The 18,837-nt window shown below is 64.1% G+C and carries 16 protein-coding genes; 11 read left to right on the forward strand and 5 right to left on the reverse strand.

The genetic code is table 11. The features are described from left to right. Window positions 1–167: 167 nt before the first annotated feature. The 4 genes from AC239G_RS03255 to AC239G_RS03270 all read left to right on the forward strand — a co-directional run bounded on the left by AC239G_RS03255 (window position 168) and on the right by AC239G_RS03270 (window position 5,743). Entirely contained in the window at window positions 168–596 is a 429-nt protein-coding gene (locus AC239G_RS03255; RefSeq protein ID WP_487489806.1) for a hypothetical protein, read from the forward strand. Further along, on the forward strand, window positions 596–2,329 hold the full coding sequence (locus AC239G_RS03260; RefSeq protein WP_487489807.1) for a sensor histidine kinase: 1,734 nt from the start codon (window positions 596–598) through the stop codon (window positions 2,327–2,329). The genes AC239G_RS03255 and AC239G_RS03260 overlap by 1 nt, the downstream gene beginning before the upstream one ends. Beyond that, window positions 2,277–3,020, forward strand: a complete 744-nt coding sequence (locus tag AC239G_RS03265; RefSeq protein WP_487489808.1) for a response regulator — start codon at window positions 2,277–2,279, stop codon at window positions 3,018–3,020. Before AC239G_RS03260 ends, AC239G_RS03265 begins: the two co-directional genes overlap by 53 nt. A 431-nt stretch (window positions 3,021–3,451) precedes the next feature. Continuing rightward, a complete protein-coding gene (locus AC239G_RS03270) occupies window positions 3,452–5,743 on the forward strand; it encodes a helix-turn-helix transcriptional regulator (RefSeq protein ID WP_487489809.1) in 2,292 nt (763 codons plus the stop codon). Between the two features lie 110 nt (window positions 5,744–5,853). Here AC239G_RS03270 and AC239G_RS03275 read toward each other — a convergent pair whose 3' ends face one another. Continuing rightward, the gene (locus AC239G_RS03275) at window positions 5,854–7,644 is read right to left on the reverse strand and encodes an RNA polymerase sigma factor (protein ID WP_487489810.1); all 1,791 of its coding nucleotides are present in this window, start codon (window positions 7,642–7,644) and stop codon (window positions 5,854–5,856) included. Between the two features lie 520 nt (window positions 7,645–8,164). Between AC239G_RS03275 and AC239G_RS03280 the strand changes: the two genes are divergently transcribed. Further along, the gene (locus AC239G_RS03280; protein WP_487489811.1) at window positions 8,165–10,288 is read left to right on the forward strand and encodes a SpaA isopeptide-forming pilin-related protein; all 2,124 of its coding nucleotides are present in this window, start codon (window positions 8,165–8,167) and stop codon (window positions 10,286–10,288) included. 61 nt (window positions 10,289–10,349) lie between these two features. Here the strand turns inward: AC239G_RS03280 and AC239G_RS03285 are convergent, their stop codons facing one another. After that, complete coding sequence (locus AC239G_RS03285) at window positions 10,350–11,129, reverse strand: helix-turn-helix transcriptional regulator (RefSeq protein WP_487489812.1); 780 nt, start codon at window positions 11,127–11,129, stop codon at window positions 10,350–10,352. A 49-nt stretch (window positions 11,130–11,178) separates the two neighbouring features. On the opposite strand from AC239G_RS03285, the gene AC239G_RS03290 reads away from it, so the two are divergent. Further along, on the forward strand, window positions 11,179–11,712 hold the full coding sequence (locus tag AC239G_RS03290) for a DUF2000 family protein (RefSeq protein ID WP_172174809.1): 534 nt from the start codon (window positions 11,179–11,181) through the stop codon (window positions 11,710–11,712). Window positions 11,713–11,746: 34 nt separating this feature from the next. On the opposite strand, the gene AC239G_RS03295 is transcribed toward AC239G_RS03290, so the two are convergent. Next, window positions 11,747–12,118, reverse strand: coding sequence for an ArsR/SmtB family transcription factor (locus AC239G_RS03295; RefSeq protein ID WP_487489813.1), 372 nt, complete (start codon window positions 12,116–12,118; stop codon window positions 11,747–11,749). A gap of 99 nt (window positions 12,119–12,217) precedes the next feature. Here AC239G_RS03295 and arsB point away from each other — a divergent pair, with 99 nt between their 5' ends. Genes arsB through AC239G_RS03310 form a run of 3 tightly spaced genes read left to right on the forward strand, consistent with a single transcriptional unit; the run spans window position 12,218 to window position 15,226 of the window. After that, a complete protein-coding gene (gene arsB, locus AC239G_RS03300; protein ID WP_487489814.1) occupies window positions 12,218–13,315 on the forward strand; it encodes an ACR3 family arsenite efflux transporter in 1,098 nt (365 codons plus the stop codon). 11 nt (window positions 13,316–13,326) lie between these two features. Beyond that, entirely contained in the window at window positions 13,327–13,794 is a 468-nt protein-coding gene (locus AC239G_RS03305) for an arsenate reductase ArsC (protein ID WP_139469932.1), read from the forward strand. Beyond that, window positions 13,787–15,226 carry an NAD(P)-binding domain-containing protein gene (locus tag AC239G_RS03310; RefSeq protein ID WP_487489815.1) on the forward strand — a complete coding sequence of 480 codons (1,440 nt, stop codon included), beginning with the start codon at window positions 13,787–13,789 and terminating at the stop codon, window positions 15,224–15,226. Before AC239G_RS03305 ends, AC239G_RS03310 begins: the two co-directional genes overlap by 8 nt. Before the next feature lie 74 nt (window positions 15,227–15,300). Here the strand turns inward: AC239G_RS03310 and AC239G_RS03315 are convergent, their stop codons facing one another. Further along, window positions 15,301–15,954 (reverse strand): histidine phosphatase family protein, encoded by a 654-nt coding sequence (locus AC239G_RS03315; RefSeq protein WP_487489816.1) that lies wholly within the window; start codon window positions 15,952–15,954, stop codon window positions 15,301–15,303. Between the two features lie 63 nt (window positions 15,955–16,017). After that, window positions 16,018–16,917 carry a LysR substrate-binding domain-containing protein gene (locus tag AC239G_RS03320; protein ID WP_259358804.1) on the reverse strand — a complete coding sequence of 300 codons (900 nt, stop codon included), beginning with the start codon at window positions 16,915–16,917 and terminating at the stop codon, window positions 16,018–16,020. 158 nt (window positions 16,918–17,075) lie between these two features. Here AC239G_RS03320 and AC239G_RS03325 point away from each other — a divergent pair, with 158 nt between their 5' ends. Both AC239G_RS03325 and AC239G_RS03330 read left to right on the forward strand, forming a co-directional pair. After that, entirely contained in the window at window positions 17,076–17,990 is a 915-nt protein-coding gene (locus AC239G_RS03325; protein WP_487489817.1) for a CoA transferase subunit A, read from the forward strand. Then, window positions 17,987–18,835 (forward strand): CoA-transferase subunit beta, encoded by an 849-nt coding sequence (locus tag AC239G_RS03330; RefSeq protein WP_487489818.1) that lies wholly within the window; start codon window positions 17,987–17,989, stop codon window positions 18,833–18,835. The genes AC239G_RS03325 and AC239G_RS03330 overlap by 4 nt, the downstream gene beginning before the upstream one ends. Window positions 18,836–18,837 lie beyond the last annotated feature (2 nt).

Consider the following 18,837-nt stretch of genomic DNA (forward strand, 5'->3'; position numbering starts at 1 on the left):
GTGCGAACGCGCGCGACGACTGGCCGCGGTGGTGATGTACCCGACAACTGTGCCAGCCGGTGTGACGGGTGTCTCGGTTGCGTTCATAGTGTTCACAGACACAGTTCGCGGCTAATGTGGAGGCGTAAGGACACACCAATGGACACACCTGAAGAAGGAGCATATTCGTGAAGATCAGCACCGCACTTCTGCGCGCAGTCCCCGGCGCTTTCATCCTCAACTCGGGCATCGGCAAGCTCGGCCTCGACGAAGAATCCGCCGCCGGGCTCCAGCAGATGGCCGCCAACGGTGTGCCCATGGTCGAGAACATGACCCCCGCCCAGTTCGGGAAGTTCCTCTCCTACGGTGAGATCGCCGTCGGCTCCGCCCTGCTGCTGCCGTTCGTGCCCACCCGCATCGCCGGTGCCGCACTGACGACCTTCGCCGCCGGCCTCGTCGCGAACTACTTCTCCATCGATTCGATGACCAAGGACGACGGCATTCGCCCGTCCGAGGACGGCACCGCCGTGGCCAAGGACACCTGGCTGGCCGCGATCGGTCTGGCCCTCCTCATCTCCGGCGGCAGCCAGAAGAAAAAGAAGAGCGTCAAGAAGTAATGACGTCCCTCCCGGCCCCACCATGGCGGGGCCGGGAGCGATTCCGGGCTCGCCGAGGCGGAACCCTGGCCAGGCGCCTCTTCCTCGTCCAGCTCGTCCTCATCGTCCTCGTCTGCACCGCGCTGTCGGTGACGAGCTATGTGACGACGCTGAACAACATCCGGCACGCCACCGGCGAGCGGGTCTTGTCCATCGCCGAGACGCTGGCCCACGATCCCTACGTCACCGAGGCTGTGACCGGGGACGATCCCTCCGCCCGGTTGCAGCCCTATGCGCTGACCGTCATCGATTTCGCCGAGGTGGATTTCGTGACGATCATGGACCGCGACGGTACCCGCTACACCCACCCCGATCCCGATCAGCTGGGCAAGACCTACCTCGGGTCCACCGCGAAAGCTCGCGCCGGGCAGACCCAGACCGAGGAATACGTGGGCACGCTCGGCCCGTCGGTGCGCGCGATCGTGCCGATCAGGGGCGCCGACGGCGAGGTCACCGCGATGGTCGCCGTGGGTGTGACACTCGAGACCCTGTCGGTGGCGCAGGCGGCCTCCCTGCCGCAGATCATCCTCGTCGGCCTCGCCGCGCTCGCCCTCGGCGGACTCGGCTCCTGGCTGCTCGCCCGCTACCTGCGCCGAGTCACCCTCGGCTATGGTCCGGAGGAGCTGCGCCGGCTGTTCGCGTTCTACGATTCGGCCCTGCATTCCCTGCGCGAGGGCCTCATCCTTGCCGACGATTCCGGTCGGCTCGTTCTCTACAACGACGAGGCCGCGTCCCTGCTCGGCCTGCCCAAGGTGGAGGAATCGACGCCGATCTCCCTCGCCGAGGTGGCCCTGCCCGAATCTGTCCGCGACCTTCTGACAACCGGTCGGGTCGCCGTCGACGAAATCCACTTCACCGAGGACCGTGTCCTCGTCATCAGTCAGAAACAGGCCCGGCAGCCGCGCGGCGGGCGCGACGAAGGCGGAACGGTCGCGACCCTGCGCGATCGCACGGACATCCAGGAGCTCACCGGTGAGCTGGCAACGATGACGACTCTGTCCGAGGCTCTGCGTGCGCAGACCCACGAGCATGCCAACCGTTTGCACACAGTCTCCACTCTTATCGAACTCGGCCGGGTGCAGGAAGCCCTCGATTTCGCGGTCAAGGACGAGCAGGAATCACAGCGGCTGACGGATTCCTACGTCGCCTCCCTCGACGAACCATTCATCACCGCACTCATGATCGGCAAGGCCGCGCAGGCCAATGAGCGCGGCATCGAACTCACCGTCACCGCCACTGGCGAACTCCCTCCCGAACGACTCGATGCCCGCGACCTCGTCACCGTCGCCGGAAACCTCCTCGACAATGCCTTCGACGCGGTCGCTGACTCGGATGAGAAGCACGTGTGGGCGGACTTCGTCGCCGCTGATGGGGAACTCATCATCACCATCGCCGATTCCGGTGCAGGAGTCGCGGGGGAGGACATCGATGCGCTCTTCCACCTCGGCGCCTCGGCGAAACCCGAGGTCGGGGGAGTGGGACGGCACGGATTCGGGCTCGTCTTGGTTCGGCAGGCGGTGAGCCGCCTCGGCGGACATATCGATGTCGATTCCGATGGCGGTGCGATCTTCACGGTGACGCTTCCATTGGGGGACATCGACGCGGCCGGCGACTACGATTCTTCGGAGAACCACACCGCGGATGGTGAGGATTCGAGTCAGGATCGGGCGGAAGGAGACTCACGTGAGCGATGATGCCGCGCTGCGTGTGCTCATCGTCGAAGACGATCCGATGACGGCGCAGGCGCATGCGGACTTCGTGGCCCGGGTGCCCGGCTTCGAGGTCGTCGGAACGTGTCTGGGCGGGCATGAGGCGATCGAACGCTTCGACGAACTCGCCGCGGCCGGGACGCCAGTCGATATCGTCCTCCTCGACATGAACCTCACAGATTCGCACGGCCTCGAGGTCGCCGGGCGCCTGAACGCGCGCGGTCAGGACGTCGATATCATCGCGATCACGGCGGTGCGGCATCTGCAGGTCATCCGGTCGGCGATCTCGTCGGGCATTACCCAGTACCTCATCAAGCCCTTCACCTTCGCGTCGTTCCGGGAGAAGTTGGAGAACCAGCGGGAGTTCCGGCGCGGACTCAGCGGATCGGGTTCGTTGGCGACTCAGGCCTCGGTGGACAATGCGCTCTCAGCCCTGCGGTCGGTATCGTCGACGACCCTGCCGAAGGGGCTCATCGCCGAGACCTTGGAGGCTGTGTCTGCTTTTGTCCGCGATTCCAAGGTTCCGGTCTCGGCCACCGAGGTGGGGCGTCGGCTTGATCTGTCCAGGGTCACCGTCCGCCGGTACTTGGAGCACCTCGTCTCGACGAAGCAAGCGATCAAGCAGCCTCGGCATGGGACTCCGGGGCGGCCGGAGTACGAGTATCGGTGGGTGTGAGCTGGCTTCTGGTTTCAAGCGAACCCGACATGCGAAGGCGAGCGAAGGGATCTCTTCCTTCGCCCGCCTGCTTTTGCGCGAGATCAGTGGCTTCGTCTGTCTGAGCAGTCGTTGAAGTGCTCGATCATGCAGTCGGCCCCGGACGGGGTCAGATCAGGGAAAAGGGACCTGACCGGGGAACACGCGGTTCAGCGCTTGGAGTTGTCTTCGGTGGAATCTCCAGCGTCGTCGCCGTTGGGGCTCGAATCTATGATCAGCTGATGTGCAAATGCTGAGATTTGCCGCTGGTGAGCCGAGAACTGATCTCGGTTCACCAGCGCCACCAGTACGATGCGGTACTCTGACAACTGCCCAACGCCGCATTTCCCCTCCTTGTGGCATTTCCCCACTGTCCGTCGGCATCCGCCGCACTAGCAGAGAAGAACCGCGCCGTGACCAGTACCTGCCCTGTAGACCCCAAAAGCAATGACGAGGCGACTCCCCGAAAGGACTCCGGATTCGAGTTCCGGTTCGGTCCTCGCGCATCCTCCATCGACTCCTTTGCCGAGTCGGTCGGCCACAGTGATGAGCTGTCCCCAGCCGCTCTCGAACAGCTCTTCAGCTGCAGCGGCGGTCGCTCCCGTATCGCCGACACGCTCGTGCGAGCACGTGTCAACGCCGGCATACCGCTTACCGACGATGACCCCGACCGCATCGATGCGATGCTCTCATCTTCGTTGACGCCGGAAATCGAGGGCACCAATCGCGAATCCGGGGCACTCTACCTGTTGACCCTGTTCGCGTGGCCCCCGCGAATCACCTCGGCGATGGTCGATCTCATCCACGCCGCTTTCGCCGCCGCCGAGGTGGCCCCATCGGCAGGGGCCTCGCCTGAAGGACTCACTTCGCTCCTCATCGACGAAGGACTCCTGACAGTCCCGACCGACACCGAAAAGGTGTTCACGGTCCCGCCCTTGATCCGCATGCTCATGCGTCGAATCGTCACGTGCGGCTCCGACACCGCCGACAGGAGTCCGCGCGAAGCGCTCGGAGCGGCGGTCTCTGATTCTATCGGCCGACAGCGTTCGGACAGACGCGAAGGTCTGACCGAGGTCGTCGAACTCGTTATGGAGCTCCGTGATTGGCATGTGCTCGAACGGGCATGGGCGCGCCGTTCGGTCAATGTCTTCATCGATGTGCCCAGCGCCATCGAGGCCTACCTCAGCGTCCCCGAGGAGGTGTTGGCGCAGAACCCGACCCTCACCCTGGCTCGCAGTGCTGCCCGTCGCATCGACTCGACCCGCACTCGTCTGGGCACCGACGACATGGCGGCACTGGTTGCGGCCACGGATTTCGCCAGCATCGTGTTGCCCGAGATGCACGGACTCCTGTCCGCCGAGACCGAACGTCGACTCACCGCCGACGAGGTGACTGTGGTGACCATGCTAGAAGCGCGGACGCACCGGCTCAATCGGGAGAACGAAGCCGCGTTGAACGTCATCGATGTGGGACGGGAACGTCTGCGCCACCTCGGCGCGGGAGAGCCCGGGCCCTCGCTGATGCTGCAGGCCGAACTCAACCTCGAGCACGGGCGGAATCTGGTGGTGGCCGGTCGCTTCCCCGAAGCGATGCGCGTGCTCCAGAGGGTCGTCCAGTTCGCCGAGATCTACGCCCCGAACTCGCCGCATCCGCTGCTTGCGGGGCTCGTGGAGACCGCCCTGGCTGGAATGGGACATGGGCACGGATCAGATATGGACCGCAACCTGGAACGGGCACGTGAGGACGCTCGCAGATTCGGAATGGCCGCGTTGCCGGACGAATATACGGCCCTGTGCATCGAATTGATGCGCAGCCTGGACCGGCTCGATCTCGATGCGGCCGGGCAGATCCTCATCGCACTCGACCAGGCGAAGCCCACTCAATTCCTGGGGCCCATTCCGCACGTGCTGAGAAGTCTGTGCTTTGTGTATGAAGGGCGAGCCTCGGCCGCGGCGAAGCTGCTCGTGGAGAGTCCGCAGGTTCAACTTCTGCCGACGACAGGAGTTCCGAGCTCACGGTTCTCGGCCATCGTCAACATCGTCGGCTTCGTGCTGGCCGCCGCGGGGGAGGGGAAGGCCCTGCAGGACCTGGCCGGCCGGATGTGTCCGCAGAGTCCGGGGTACTCGGTCGTCAAGGCTCGTCAGGCCTTCGTCTTCGGGCAGCACGATCCCCTGTGGACTGCCACAGGACAGGTGCTGGCGGGCGAGGAGGGGCCCAGGCTCAAGAGCTCCGCCATGGCTCTGCGTGCCGACATTCTCCACCATGAGGGCCGTTCCGCCGAGGCGCTGGAGGCCCTCGTCGACATGCTCGACTACTGTGCGATCACGGCTTCGGTGCTTGCTGTCACTCAGCTGTCGAAGTCTGCTCGCGAGGTGCTCATTCCCGCTTCGGCCGATTTTTCCGAGTGGGTGGCCGTGGCGCGGTCGTTCAATTCTGCGGAGATCACGTCGGCCGTGTTGCAGAAGCGTCTGCTCGAGCTGCCGGAGACTTCTCCGGTGTCCCCGGACTTCCAGACCGATCTCACGCCGACCGAGCAGTCGCTGCTGTTCGCGATCGACTCATCGAAGTCGATCGCGCAGATCGCCCGTGAGTTCGGAGTGGTGCCGGGTACGCTGAAGAACCGACTGTCTGCGCTTTACCGCAAACTCGGCGTGCGCAGCCGCGCCGAGGCTGTGGCCTACGCCCACCGCGCTCAGCAGAGGTGACTGCGTGAGAATCGTCTGCGGCGAGGCGGCCGCCTGCGGGCCAGTTGTCAGAGGCACCGGAACGATCGATCCACCGCGAGCAGTCTGAGCTCTCCGTCTTCGGCGGTGGATCAGTGGCAGAACTCCCACCAGCCGACGACGTGACAGTGGGATCCTTCGTCAGGGTCTTCTCCGTCGGCGTCTGAGGCGTCAGAAGCATCTGCTGCAGTCGAATCGTCTGCGTCTGCGACTGCTTCTGAGGTCGAGTCGCCCCCCGCATCCGATTCGGTGGGCGCGGTCGAGGAGCCCGCGTCGCCGTTCGCAGTCGCATCGTCAGTGCCTTCCGACGAATCCGAAGAGGAGTCGGAACTCGGGACTGCTGGGGCCGAAGGAGTGCTGCTCGGTTCTGGGCTGGGCTCGCTCGAGTCCGTCGGCTCCTCGGCCGGTGTGGGTTCGGCAGTCTCTGGGGTCTTTTCGGATGAGGGCTCATCCGGTTCCGCAGGCGGAACCTTGGCGGGTTCCTGCTCTTCGTCATCGTCCCTCGGCTGCTGCCGTTCGGACGAGGAGGGGGTCTGGGTCTTTTCCTGCGGGGCGGGCTCTTGAGCGTTCTTCCGGGAGGCCCGCGACCGCTCCTCCTCTCGTGAAGCGGAGCGCTCAGCGGCGTTCTGCTCGCGTTCGTCCGAACTCTCACCTCTCTCATCGCCTCCGTCCGGTCCAGCAGCGTGCGGTGGAGAGACTGAAGAAGGCATCGTGTTCGGTGGGCCAGCAGGCGCCGAGGAGGTCTCTGCCGCAGCAGCAGACTGTGGGGCAGGGTCGCTCTGAAGATTCACAAGTGTGGCGGCACCGGCCGCGATGGCGGCGCTGGCAGCGATGCTCGCGATTGCGACTTTGACCGCAGACGCCCCGGCCACGATTCCGGTGGTGCTGCCTCCCGAGCCGCCCGCAGCCGCTGTGCCGGTGGTACTCTTCGAAACTGCGGCTGCCGGGCTTGAGTGCGGCTCCGCGGCGATCGTACCCGGCTGCCCATCGGGCCCGACGTTCGCCGTTCCTGCTCCTGTCAGCAACACAGCTGCTTCCGGGAAATAGCCCCATTCGATGAGCGCGGCAGCGAGAGCAGCGGGCGTGATCCATGCCTGGAACGTCGTATTGACGCTGCGGAGCTTGAAGGACTGACGGCGGCAGTGACCGCAGTGGCTGAGATGGGTCTCGATCGCTTCGGAGCGGTTCTGGCTCAGCTGCCGGCGCACGAAACGCGCAAGCTCGGAGGAGTACTCCGCACATTCAGGTGCACTGGGTTCAACGTGTTCCTGCAGATAGGCGGCCCGGAGCCCCTCTCTGGCACGACGCAGAAGCGAGTTGAAGGAATTCGGCGACAGCTCCATCTTCTCGGCTGCATCAGCGGTCGGTGTCCCGTCGATGTCGATGAGAATGAGCGCGTTCTGCCAGGTGTCGGGGAGAGATCTGAAGGCACGGCCCAGCTGATCTCGCTCAGCCACCTCGGCGGCGTGATCGCTCGGTTCGCTGTCTGCGAGGAACGTCAGCACATCGGGTTCGACAATCGTTGTGGCACGGGCTGTCGCCGTGCGCCGGTACGATTCGGAGCGCACAGCGGCCATGAGGTACGCCTTGAAGGACTCATCCGGCCCTTTCCCGTTCCCCCACGCGCGCCAGATCTTGGCGAAAGCCTCGGCGACGGCATCTTCTGCTTGCGCACGATTTCGGTTGAGGCGCAGTGCGAAATGCAATGCGGGCAGTCGATGTCGGGCATAGAGCTCACCGTAGGCGGTCCGTGCAGTTGCCGATTCGGGCCGGTGGTCACGGATGCGGGCACAGAGGTCGGAGTCGCTGAGTTCGCTGCCTGGGCGCGGCAGTCCGAAAGGGGACCGGGAACTATCGGTCGATGATGACCACGCTTCGGTCATCAGCTCATCGCTTCGAAGGTAAGGCGCGGACGTCGATGGGGAGACTGCATGAGGGACCTCAACTGTGAGTTCGGGGACAGTTCGGGGCTTTTCAGGGGGAGTGGAAGAACTCTACAGGAGCAGAACCCAGCTTCCCAATCGCCCAGGTCTGGGTGTATGGCGATGCATTCTCGGCCACATGTGCAGGAAGGCCCACGTGTGACTGAGCAATTTGAATTCGGCCGGACGCACGACCGAAGACCTTGTCCTGGTGCTCCGGAAGAAACTTCTGGAACTCGCGAACGAATGCCTCTGCGCGCAGGTCTCAGTCTGTGGAGAGGTCAATACCCACGATCGCTCCGAGCCTGAGCCGGCAGTTGGACGACAGCCGATCGGGTCCCCTCCGAGTCCCGGACTCGTTCGAGGCGGCCCTGCAGAACCACGTGGCTGCAGGGCCCCTCACAACCCCATAGTCAGCGCATCCGCTTACCTGGCATTCGTCGAATGTGCAGGTGACGGCCTTTTCTGAAGGAGCATACCCTTGTCCTTGAAGCGACATCCTCTGGCGAAGCATGGAGCCGCGATCCTCGCATCGTCCGTTCTTGCCTCGTTCGCATTCCTCGGTGCAGCCGTCGCACCGGCGCAGGCCGCGGCCGAACCCCTGCCGAACCCCTCATTGGTCGACAAATGCGGCCTCGATATCGGCGTCGTCCTCGACCTGTCGAATTCCCTGTCCGATCGGGATGTCGACGATTCGAAGTCGGCAGCCAAGGCGGTCGCCAGCGGTCTGTCCGGAACTCCCAGCAGAGTGTCCGTCAACTCATTTGCGACGTTCGGACCCGATGGCACCAATACGCCGATCAACGGTACGTCTGTCGCAACCTCGGACTCAGTGGACGAACTCAATAGGCAGATCGACGCGCTTCGGCGCGTTCCGCAGGACTCGGGAGGCACGAACTGGGACCGCGGTCTCGGGCAGCTGGGCGGCACGAACCATGACCTGGTGCTGTTCGTCACCGACGGCAAGCCAACGGCATACGGGGTGCCGGGATCCGAACCGGGCAATTCCGACCGCGGTACGCGAACCGATCAGATCGATATCGACAAAGCCATCGAATCGGCGAATGCACTGAAGTCGCAGGGTGCCAAGGTCGTCGGTTTGGGAGTGGGCAGCGAGATCAACGAGGGCAATATCAAGCTGGTCTCGGGCCAGACCTCAGGAGACGACTACTATGTGGTCTCGGACTACTCCGAATTGGCCGAGAAGCTCCGCGAGATCGCCACGAAGAGCTGTCGCGGAACTCTCAACGTCACCAAACTCATCGACCCTGGGGCCGGCAAACACGCGAAGAACACCGCGACGCACCCAGGCGAGGGCTGGGCGATCTCGTCTCCGGACTCGGTGGACGGAGTGGAGAAGACCACGAACGCGGCCGGGACGGTGAGTTTCAAACTGCAGACCCCGGCGGAAGGGGTGCAGGCTTCCGAGAAGCAGCAGGAAGGCTACCGGCTCCAGCCGCAATCGGGATCGAACGCGGTCTGCACCGCAGACGGACGCGAAGTCGGAACCAGAAACATCACCGACGGATTCGAATTGACCGAGACTGTCGATACGGACGCGATCATCACCTGCCGGATCGTCAACGAACAGATTCCCGGAGCACTGAGTTGGAAGAAGGTCGACGAGGACGGCAAAGCGCTCGTGGGTGCGGAATTCACCTTGACGGGTCCGGACGGCGAGGACTTCGTCGTGGCCGACAACGGAGAGCTCGACGCCGATGAGGCGGCCGGGCAGTTCGAAGTGACCGATTTGGCTTGGGGCGACTACAGCATCACGGAGACCAGCGCTCCTGAAGGATATGTGCTCACTGACGAGACGCAGACCGTGACGATCACCGGTGATAAGCGGGACGTGGCGTTCTCCGACATCGTCAACAAGAAGGACGTCGGAGCTGGTGCCGATCCGGATGGCGACTCCTCTGCAGACCCGGGTGCAGACGCGGACGCTTCCACTGATCCTGATGCGTCCGCAAATCCCGACGCGTCCGCAAATCCCGACGCGTCGCCTGATGCGGATGCATCGACTGACCCGGACACTTCATCCGACCCGGACACTTCGTCCGACGTGAATGCCGACCCCGACGCATCGAAGGAGTCTGACGCCGAGGCTTCGACCGATCCCAATGGTGCTGACGATGCGTCGACGGACCCTGACGGCAAGGACGAGGAGTCGAAGGATGCTGACGTAGACGCCATGGCTGACCCGAGTGGCCAGGCATCGGCCGATCCCAGCGGCCAGGACACAGCTTCGACGGACACCAATGCCAAGGCAACGGCCGATCCGGATGCCAATGCGGCGACTGATCCGGGCGCCGGCGACTCGGCCGCAGCTGATCCGGACGCTGATGACTCGGCCGCGACGAACTCGAATGCGGGCAGTGCTGCGTCGAGCACGTCTGAAGGCGGAAGCACCTCAGCCGATGGATCCACCAGCGACAGCGGAGGGAACACCAGCGGAGGAAACGACCGCGGCAGCGACGGCTCTCATCTGCCGAGGACAGGCGCCGCTGGAGCGGTGACGTTCGGCATCCTCGGCGTGCTCCTCATTGGGGGCGGAATCGCCGCTATCCTCGTGTCACGACGACGAAAGACCGACCTGCTGTGATGCAGTCTCGTATCTGATCCGAGCGCAGAGGGCGGAGCCGAATCGATATCGGCCCCGCCCTCTACCGTCCGGAGAATATACCGGGGGTCGCTCCCAGAGTCGACCGGAAATGGTGGGTGAGATGAGCTTGGTCGTGGAATCCTGACTCCACAGCCGCCTCGGCAGGGGAGTGCCCGGCCAGGAGAAGCCTGCGGGCACGATCGACCCGGCGGCCGATGACATACCGGTGGGGCGCGATCCCGAACGTCGTGGTGAACACCCGCACCAGGTGGCTGCGGTGGGCGCCGAGCTCGGCGGCCGCCTCGGCGATGGTGAACGACTCAAGCAGACGATCATCGAGCATCTCCCGCAGACGACGGGCGAGCGGCGCATCGGACGCGGTCTCGGTCGACGGCGTGAGGCAGGAATTCGCGATCTCGCGCAGGGCCAGGACACCACATTCGGCAGCGAAGGCATCGGCGGGATCGGCGAGGGCGGAGTGGATATCGGTGACGGTGCTCAGCGCATCGGCGCCGAGCAGGGTGGGCGAATCGGCCGCAGCGTCGACAGCGGTCGGCGGCAGCCAATCGGCATCGAGGTAGAGCACCCGTTTGCGAAAGCCCTGGTCAGCCAGTGCGGAACGGCCATCGTGGGGCACCTGCGGCGGCAGCAGAGTCACGGCCGCGGGAGTGGCAAGGTGATCGTGGCGGTCGAGATCATAGGTCACCGCGCCGTCGTCGATGAGCAGCACCGTCCATGAATCGTGGGTGTGCGCGGGGTAGGCGTGATGGTCGAAACGGGCGTGCAGGACTTCCTGCACCTGCGGGACCGCAGGGTGCCACGCGCGGATGACGTCGACCATGCAACAAATGTACAAGACCGGCAGTGCCACGGTCGGCCAGAGTGGATGCATGCACGAGAACACGAATGCCACAGATCAGACCGACGGTCAGCCCACCCCCTCCGAGGCGGCCGCGAGCAGTTCCATCACCGAGGCAGCCGCGCCAACACTGTCCGCCGATCCGAGCGTGCCGGTGCGGTTCGACACCAAGGTCGTCGTCGTCCTTCGCGACGACCTGCAGCCGTGGCAGGAGCTCAACGTCACCGCTTTCCTCATGTCCGGGATCGCCACGAGCGATGAGGGCTTGGTCGGGGAGAACTACCGGGACGCCGACGGCAACGACTACCTGCCGATGCTGCGCCAACCGGTGATGGTGATGACCGCGGATGGGGATAAGCTGCGGTCGATCCGAACGAAGGCGATGGGTCGCGGAATCCCGACAGCGATCTATACCGAGGAGCTGTTCTCCACCGGCCACGACGCAGCCAACCGGGCCGCCGTGGCCGGTGTCCCGGCCGAGGAGCTCAACCTCGTCGGGGTGGCCCTGCGCGGCGCGAAGAACGGGGTCGACCGGGTGGTGAAAGGCGCGCGGATGCACGCGTGAAGTTGGGCGAGCTCCCTGCTTTGTAGTTGTGCTCTCACTTCGTAGAGAGAAACGCTGATAGGCGGTTCAGTGTGTCCGCATCGAGCGAGTAGTACGACCAGACTCCGCGCTTCTCACGGTGAAGGACTCCGGCATCGACGAGGATCTTCAGGTGGTGGGAGACGGTCGGCTGGCCGAGACCGACGGGGTCGGTGAGATCGCAGACGCACGCTTCCTGCCGCTCGTGCGCGGCGACGAGGGAGACCAGGCGCAACCGAGTCGGATCGGCTACTGCCTTGAGGATGCGCGCGAAATCCTGAGCGTCATCGAGGCTCAACGGCGAGACGGTCAGCGACGGGCAGCAGTCGTCCGCCTGGGTCGGAGGGGGCGCGGGTTGTGTGGTCACTCTTCCATTATGCCCATACATTGACACTTGTCGATGTACTGTGGTCCTATCGTATCGATAAACTTCAATGCGTCCGCATGTGACCGCGGCGCCGAGTCGATCAGGACCTCGAGGGAGACAATGCATTCCACTGCGCCAGCCGGCACCGATTCGCCTGTGGCGGCGAAGATGTCGACACTGGATCGATTTCTGCCGCTGTGGATCATCGGCGCCATGGCCCTGGGCCTGGTGTTGGGCAGACTCGTTCCCGGCGTTGCCGAGACCCTGGACTCGGTCAAGGTCGCCGACGTGTCCCTGCCGATCGCCATCGGCCTGCTGGTGATGATGTTTCCGGTGCTCGCCAAGGTTCGGTACAACGAGACCGGACATGTGCTGAGTGACAAGAAGCTCATGATCACCTCTTTGGCCATCAACTGGTTGGCCGCACCGGCGTTCATGTTCGTGCTCGCATGGCTCTTCCTTCCTGATCTGCCCGAATACCGGACCGGACTGATCATCGTCGGTCTGGCCAGGTGCATCGCCATGGTCCTCATCTGGAACGATCTGGCCTGCGGAGACCGTGAGGCTGCCGTCGTGCTCGTGGCCATCAACTCGGTTTTCCAGGTTCTCGCATTCGGGCTCCTCGGTTGGTTCTACCTCCAGTGGCTTCCGAGCCTGCTGGGTCTGCCGACGACGACCAGCGAATTCTCCTTCTGGGCGATCACCCTCAGCGTCCTCGTCTTCCTCGGAATCCCGCTTCTTGCCGGCTTCCTCACACGCACGGTGGGGGAGAAGACGAAGGGACGTCAGTGGTACGAAGATCGATTCCTCCCTAAAGTCGGGCCGTGGGCACTGTACGGACTGCTCTTCACCATCGTCGTGCTCTTCGCCTTCCAGGGTGACGAAATTACCTCTCACCCGGGCAACGTCGCCCGCATCGCCTTGCCGTTGCTCGTCTACTTTGTCGTCGTCTTCGCTGCCGGGATGGTCATCGGCAAGGCACTGAACCTGGGTTATGAGAAGACGACGACCCTGGCATTCACCGCTGCCGGCAACAACTTCGAACTCGCCATCGCAGTGGCGATCGGAACCTATGGTGTCGCCTCGGGGCAGGCGCTCGCCGGAGTCGTCGGACCGCTCATCGAGGTGCCCATCCTCGTCGCCCTCGTCTACGTCGCGCTCTGGGTGCGACCCCGATTCTTCCCATCGGCCGCTGATCAAGGAGTGAACCGAGTATGAGTCCTGCACAGATGAGCAAGCCGAGTGTCCTCTTCGTCTGCGTGCACAACGCCGGCAGGTCCCAGATGGCGGCTGGATTCCTCCGCGAACTGGCCGGAGAGCGCATCGAGGTGCGGTCGGCCGGCAGCGCACCGGCCGAGACGATCAACCCAGTCGCAGTCGATGCGATGAGGGAACTCGACATCGACATCACTCGAAACAGTCCCACGCTCCTCGACGCCGACACCGTGCTCGCGTCCGATGTCGTGATCACGATGGGCTGCGGCGATACCTGCCCGATCTTCCCCGGCAAACGTTACGAAGACTGGGTTCTGGATGATCCCGCAGGTCAGGGCCTGGAATCTGTGCGCCGAATCCGGGATGAGATCAGGACCAGAGTCGAAGCCCTCGTCGTCGATCTCGCCCCCGATGCAGGGACGAGATCCACACTGTCGACGACCACGTCGAACCCCATCGCCGAGGAGGCGCCCAATGACTGATTATGCGTTCGAACAGCTCCCGGTCGCCGTGATCGGTTCCGGTCCCGTCGGCCTCGCGGCCGCGGCCCAGCTCGTCCGACGCGGTGTTCGACCGCTCGTTCTCGAAGCGGGAACCACTGTCGCGGCGGCAGTGGCCGAGTGGGGTCATATCGGTTTGTTCTCTCCGTGGAAGTACAACATCGACGAGGCGGCGCGCAGCCTGCTGGCGCCCACCGACTGGCAGGAGCCCGACGGGGACCGCCTGCCCACCGGTGCCGAGCTCATCCGTGACTACCTCAAGCCGCTTGCTGAGACAGCTGAACTCCGAGATTCCGTCCTCATCGATACCCGGGTTGTGGCAGTGAGCAGAGTCGGAATGGATCGGACGGGCACCGCGCAGCGCGAATCGACTCCTTTCCTTATCCGCACTCGGAGCTCAGATGGAACATCGGCGGATTTGCAGGTCAGGGCGGTTATTGACGCTGCGGGGACATGGGAGAGCCCGAACCCGCTCGGGCAGTCCGGTCTCGCAGCGACTGGCGAGGCCGAAGCCCGTCGCAGCGGGTTCGTCACATCGCCTCTGCCCGATGTGGTCGGCCGAGATCGAGAGCAGTTCGTCGGGCAGCGGACTCTTGTCGTTGGTGGAGGGCACTCGGCGGCCAACACGCTCCTGGCGCTGGCCGAACTGCGTGAGGAAGCCCCGGGCACGCGAATCGGCTGGGTGCTCAGGCGATCAGATCCCGCATATGTCTACGGCGGAGAGGACCAGGACGGTCTGCCAGCACGCGGGGCCTTGGGAACGCGACTTCGCCACCTCGTCGAGACCGGAGTCATCGGCGTGCATGCAGCGACGACGATCACCGGATTCTCCACCGACGGTCGTGGCACCTTAGCTGCGGAGAGTGGCGGCGAGTCGGTGACGCTCCATGCCGACAGGGTCGTCCCTGCCGCCGGCTTCCGGCCGGACCTGGGGTTCTTGCGTGAGATCCGACTCGACCTCGATCCGATTGTCGAAGCTCCGCGGCAGTTGGGCCCGCTCATCGATCCCGAACATCATAGTTGCGGAACTGTCGCTCCGCATGGTGCCCGGGTGCTCGGGCATCCGGAGCCGAATTTCTACATCGTGGGTATGAAGTCCTATGGGCGCGCCCCGACGTTCCTCATGTACACCGGCTATGAGCAAATCCGCTCCGTCGTCGCAGCGATCGCCGGGGACCAGGAGGCAGCCGACCGAGTCGAGCTCGTCTTGCCGGAGACCGGCGTGTGTTCGACCGACGCCGGATCTTCGTGTGATGCGCCGACCGGCAAGTCGGGTTTTGTCGACTTGCCCGACACCGCTGCCGCATCGGACGCATCAGACGCAGCCGGATGCTGCGGACCTGCAGAACCGGTTGTGATCGGGATACCCACAGGGACAGAACACGGGCGATCGGGAGAGAGCGGGAACGGCTGACTCGCGGGTCCGACCTTCGCCGCCTCGACCTTTGCCCCTCAGCGGGCTGATTCGCAGGTTCGGCTTACGCTGCCTCAGCGGTAGGTGGCGTTCTTCGGATCCTGGTGACCGTGGTCGTTGAACGAGATAAGGCTGGTGCCGCCTCGGCCGGTGATGATCTTCGTGATGCCGGTGTTGATGGTCACCCGGTTGAATGCCATCCACTGGTCGAAACCGCCGCCGATCAGGCGGGCGGCGGTCCACGCGATGGCGCCGGCGCTCGAGACCACGATCGTTGACTGGCCTGAGCCCATCGCGCTGGTCGTCTCATCGAGGGCACGTTCGACCCGTGACGTGAACTGCTTGTAGGTCTCCGTATAGTCCTCGTCGTGTTCGCCCGCGGCCCAGCGAGCCGCACCGCGTTCGAGCTCACCCTGGAAGATCTTGGAATCGTGCTGGGCGCGAGGGTCGAGATCCGTGAGCACTCCGGTGAGCTCCCAAGCGGCATATTCGTTCCAGCCGGCGTCGACGTGGGCGTCCATGCTCCGGCTCATGCCTTCGAGGAGGCCCTCGGCGGTCTGACGCTGCCGCAGCATCTCTCCGTGGACGAGCCGGTCTGGCTCGATGCCCTGGGAAGCGAGGAAGCGACCGGTGATGCGGCTCTGCTCTTTGCCGAGATCAGACAGCCTGTCATAGTCATCCGTGCCGAACGACGCCTGCCCGTGCCGAACCAGATAGAGCACACTCATGAATCACACATCCTCGTCGTGAAGCCCACGCTGCTTTTCGAGTGATCGTTTACTGATGTGAGTCTACGGGACATCGGTGGGGAACAGCTGCTCGGCCAGTCGAAGCACCTCAGCGAGGGCAGGACTGACGTCATCTCTGCGCCATGCCATGAGCAGCGGGAACGGCCCCTTCGGGTCTTCGAGGGGGACGAAGGCGATATTGGGGAAGGAGGCGTTCTTCGGCACCGACGCCACTGTGACTGAACAGCCGATCTCCGCACCGACGAGCGAGAGTATCGTCCACGTGTCCGGAGCCACCTGGATGACGGTGGGGTTGAAACCTGCGGCCTGCGACAGCTCGTAGAGCCGTTCGATCGTCGTCGACCCCGGATTCGGCGGCACCGTGATGAACTCCTCTCCCGCGAGCTCGCTCATCGACACCGACTCGCGGCCTGCTAAGGCATGCTCTCTGTGCATGGCGACGACAAGCGACTCCTGTGCGACGACGCGAGTATCGACCGACTGTGGCACGAATGGCCAATAGCCGAAGACGAGGTCCACTGAGCCGTCGGCGACGCTGTCGATGGCCGGCATCCCGAAGGAGGCGCTCTGCAGACTGAGGTGGATTCCCGGATGAGTCCCGCGGACCAGTTTGAGCAGCCGTCCGATGAGTTTGTGGGTCGCGATGCCGGTGAATCCCAGGCGCAGATGTCCGACCTCGCCTTTCCCTGCTGCCTGCACTGCGGAGTCGGCGAGGCGATGACTCATGAGGATGTCGCGCGCAGGTTCGACGAGCGCCTGTCCTGCCGGAGTCAGACGCACGGACCGAGTGCTGCGTTCGAACAGCTGTGCCGACATGTCGGACTCCAGGCCCCGGATGAGTCGGCTGAGGGGCGGTTGGGTCATATGCAGTCGTTCGGCGGCTCTGCCGAAGTGAAGTTCCTCGGCGAGGACGAGGAATGCGCGGATGTGCTTTGTGTCCATATCGGTGTCTCAATCGTGAAGGCGGCCGCCCAGTGAGGATCGGGCGATATTCGTGCAGTGACTGCATTAATCGTCTCCATTATAAGTATTGGACGGGTATCAATGATTTTGAAAGGATGACCCAGGTCACAGTCATCCGAGGTTCGAGGAGGAACGCGATGGACAAGACGATGAGTCTTCCCCAGGCGATCAGCACCTATCTGCGCAACGGGGATACAGTCGCCCTGGAGGGCTTCGGCCACATCGTGCCGGTCGCTGCCGCGCACGAGATCATCCGGCAGGGCTTCACTGATCTAGTCCTTGCGCGCATGTCCTGCGACGTCATTGTCGACCAGCTGCTCGGAGCGAACTGCCTGAAAGGTCTCATCTCCTCGTTCATCGCCAACAGTTCGGCCGGTTCCCTTCACGAGCTTCGGCGGCGCATTGAGAAGTCGGACCCGGAACCGCTGTGGTTCGACGAATACAGTCACGGCGGAATGGTCGCCCGCTATCAGGCCGGTGCCTCGAAGCTTCCGTTCCAGCCCATCGCCTCCTACCGGGGCAGCGACCTAGCGGCGAAGAATCCGCGGATCAAGTCCGTTCCCGACCCCTACGGTGGACCGGACATCCACGTCGTCCCCGCACTCAATCCCGACCTCACGATCATCCACGCCCAACGTGCGGACATGCATGGAAACGTGCAGGCATGGGGGATGCTCGGGATTCAAGCCGAGGCCGCATTCGCCAGTGACCGACTCATCGTCACAGTTGAGGAGATCGTCGACGAGGCTGTTGTCCGCTCCGACCCGAACCGCACAATCGTTCCCGCGCACGTCGTCGATGCCGTCGTCGCCGTGCCACGCGGCTCGCATCCTCATTCGGTCCAGGGCTATTACGACCGCGACGACGAATTCTCGAGACAGTGGTCCGCGCTCGCCCGCGACGCGGCGGCGGTCCAGGACTGGCTCGAGACCAATATCCGCGGCACGAGCGACCACGATGAGTTCCTTGCCACCCTCGGATCGGAACATTTTGAGCGGATGGCCATCCACGACGCATATTCGACGCCTGTGAACTATGGAGGGCGAGCATGACATTGAGTACCCACGACACCACTGAGACCCGGTCCCGCGACGAGCTCAGCGAGACCACAAGCAGCGAGGTCGCTGGCGACGTGGTCACCAGCAGCGAACTTCTCACCGTCCATTCGGCGCGGGCGCTGGCCGGACGCAACGTGGTCTTCGCCGGGCACGGCCTGCCCACTCTTGCCGTCTCTCTGGCTCAGCACACTGTCGCACCGGACATCGAGATCGTCTACGAGTCGGGAGTAACCGGAGCCAGGCCGCCGGTGATGCCGCGCAGCATCTCGGATTCGATTTTGGTTCCGGGGGCCGCCTCGGTGATGCCGATGACGCACCTGTTCAACTATGTTCTGCAAGGCCAGCGAATCGATGTCGGCTTCCTCGGTGCCGCGCAGGTCGACAAGTTCGGGAACCTGAACTCCACCCTCATCGGCGAGGACTGGGAGCACCCAGACAGCCGACTTCCGGGCTCAGGAGGAGCCATCGAAGCCATGGCGGGCGCAGCAGAGATCTTCCTCGTCATGCGCAGGCACACCCCGCGCACCTTCGTCGAATCCTTGGACTTCGTCACCTCCCCAGGGTCGAAGAAGGCCGCCGAGGCGGAGGTCGGATCCATGCCGGCGGGTTCCGGCGTGACCCACGTGATCACCGACCTGGGCATCATGACGCGCTTCGCTCGGGATGAGGAGCTCACTCTGACAGCCGTTCACCCCGGTGTCGACCCCGCCGAGGCGGTGCGGCAGACCGGATGGAACCTCCAGGTATCGACCGACCTCGAGACGACGCAGCCGCCGACTCCGGATGAGCTGGCACTGCTGCGAGAGACGCTCGATCCCACCCGCATCTACCTGCGCTGAAC

Source organism: Brevibacterium sp. Lmc1, assembly GCF_057654315.1.

Excerpts from the sequence above, each read along its gene's own strand:
- AC239G_RS03260 (WP_487489807.1), top strand. The coding sequence starts at position 596 with ATGACGTCCCTCCCGGCCCCACCATGGCGGGGCCGGGAGCGATTCCGG.
- AC239G_RS03265 (WP_487489808.1), top strand. The coding sequence starts at position 2,277 with ATGGTGAGGATTCGAGTCAGGATCGGGCGGAAGGAGACTCACGTGAGC.
- AC239G_RS03275 (WP_487489810.1), bottom strand. The coding sequence starts at position 7,644 with ATGACCGAAGCGTGGTCATCATCGACCGATAGTTCCCGGTCCCCTTTC.
- AC239G_RS03285 (WP_487489812.1), bottom strand. The coding sequence starts at position 11,129 with ATGGTCGACGTCATCCGCGCGTGGCACCCTGCGGTCCCGCAGGTGCAG.
- AC239G_RS03290 (WP_172174809.1), top strand. The coding sequence starts at position 11,179 with ATGCACGAGAACACGAATGCCACAGATCAGACCGACGGTCAGCCCACC.
- AC239G_RS03295 (WP_487489813.1), bottom strand. The coding sequence starts at position 12,118 with ATGTATGGGCATAATGGAAGAGTGACCACACAACCCGCGCCCCCTCCG.
- arsB (WP_487489814.1), top strand. The coding sequence starts at position 12,218 with ATGCATTCCACTGCGCCAGCCGGCACCGATTCGCCTGTGGCGGCGAAG.
- AC239G_RS03305 (WP_139469932.1), top strand. The coding sequence starts at position 13,327 with ATGAGCAAGCCGAGTGTCCTCTTCGTCTGCGTGCACAACGCCGGCAGG.
- AC239G_RS03310 (WP_487489815.1), top strand. The coding sequence starts at position 13,787 with ATGACTGATTATGCGTTCGAACAGCTCCCGGTCGCCGTGATCGGTTCC.
- AC239G_RS03315 (WP_487489816.1), bottom strand. The coding sequence starts at position 15,954 with ATGAGTGTGCTCTATCTGGTTCGGCACGGGCAGGCGTCGTTCGGCACG.
- AC239G_RS03320 (WP_259358804.1), bottom strand. The coding sequence starts at position 16,917 with ATGGACACAAAGCACATCCGCGCATTCCTCGTCCTCGCCGAGGAACTT.
- AC239G_RS03325 (WP_487489817.1), top strand. The coding sequence starts at position 17,076 with ATGGACAAGACGATGAGTCTTCCCCAGGCGATCAGCACCTATCTGCGC.
- AC239G_RS03330 (WP_487489818.1), top strand. The coding sequence starts at position 17,987 with ATGACATTGAGTACCCACGACACCACTGAGACCCGGTCCCGCGACGAG.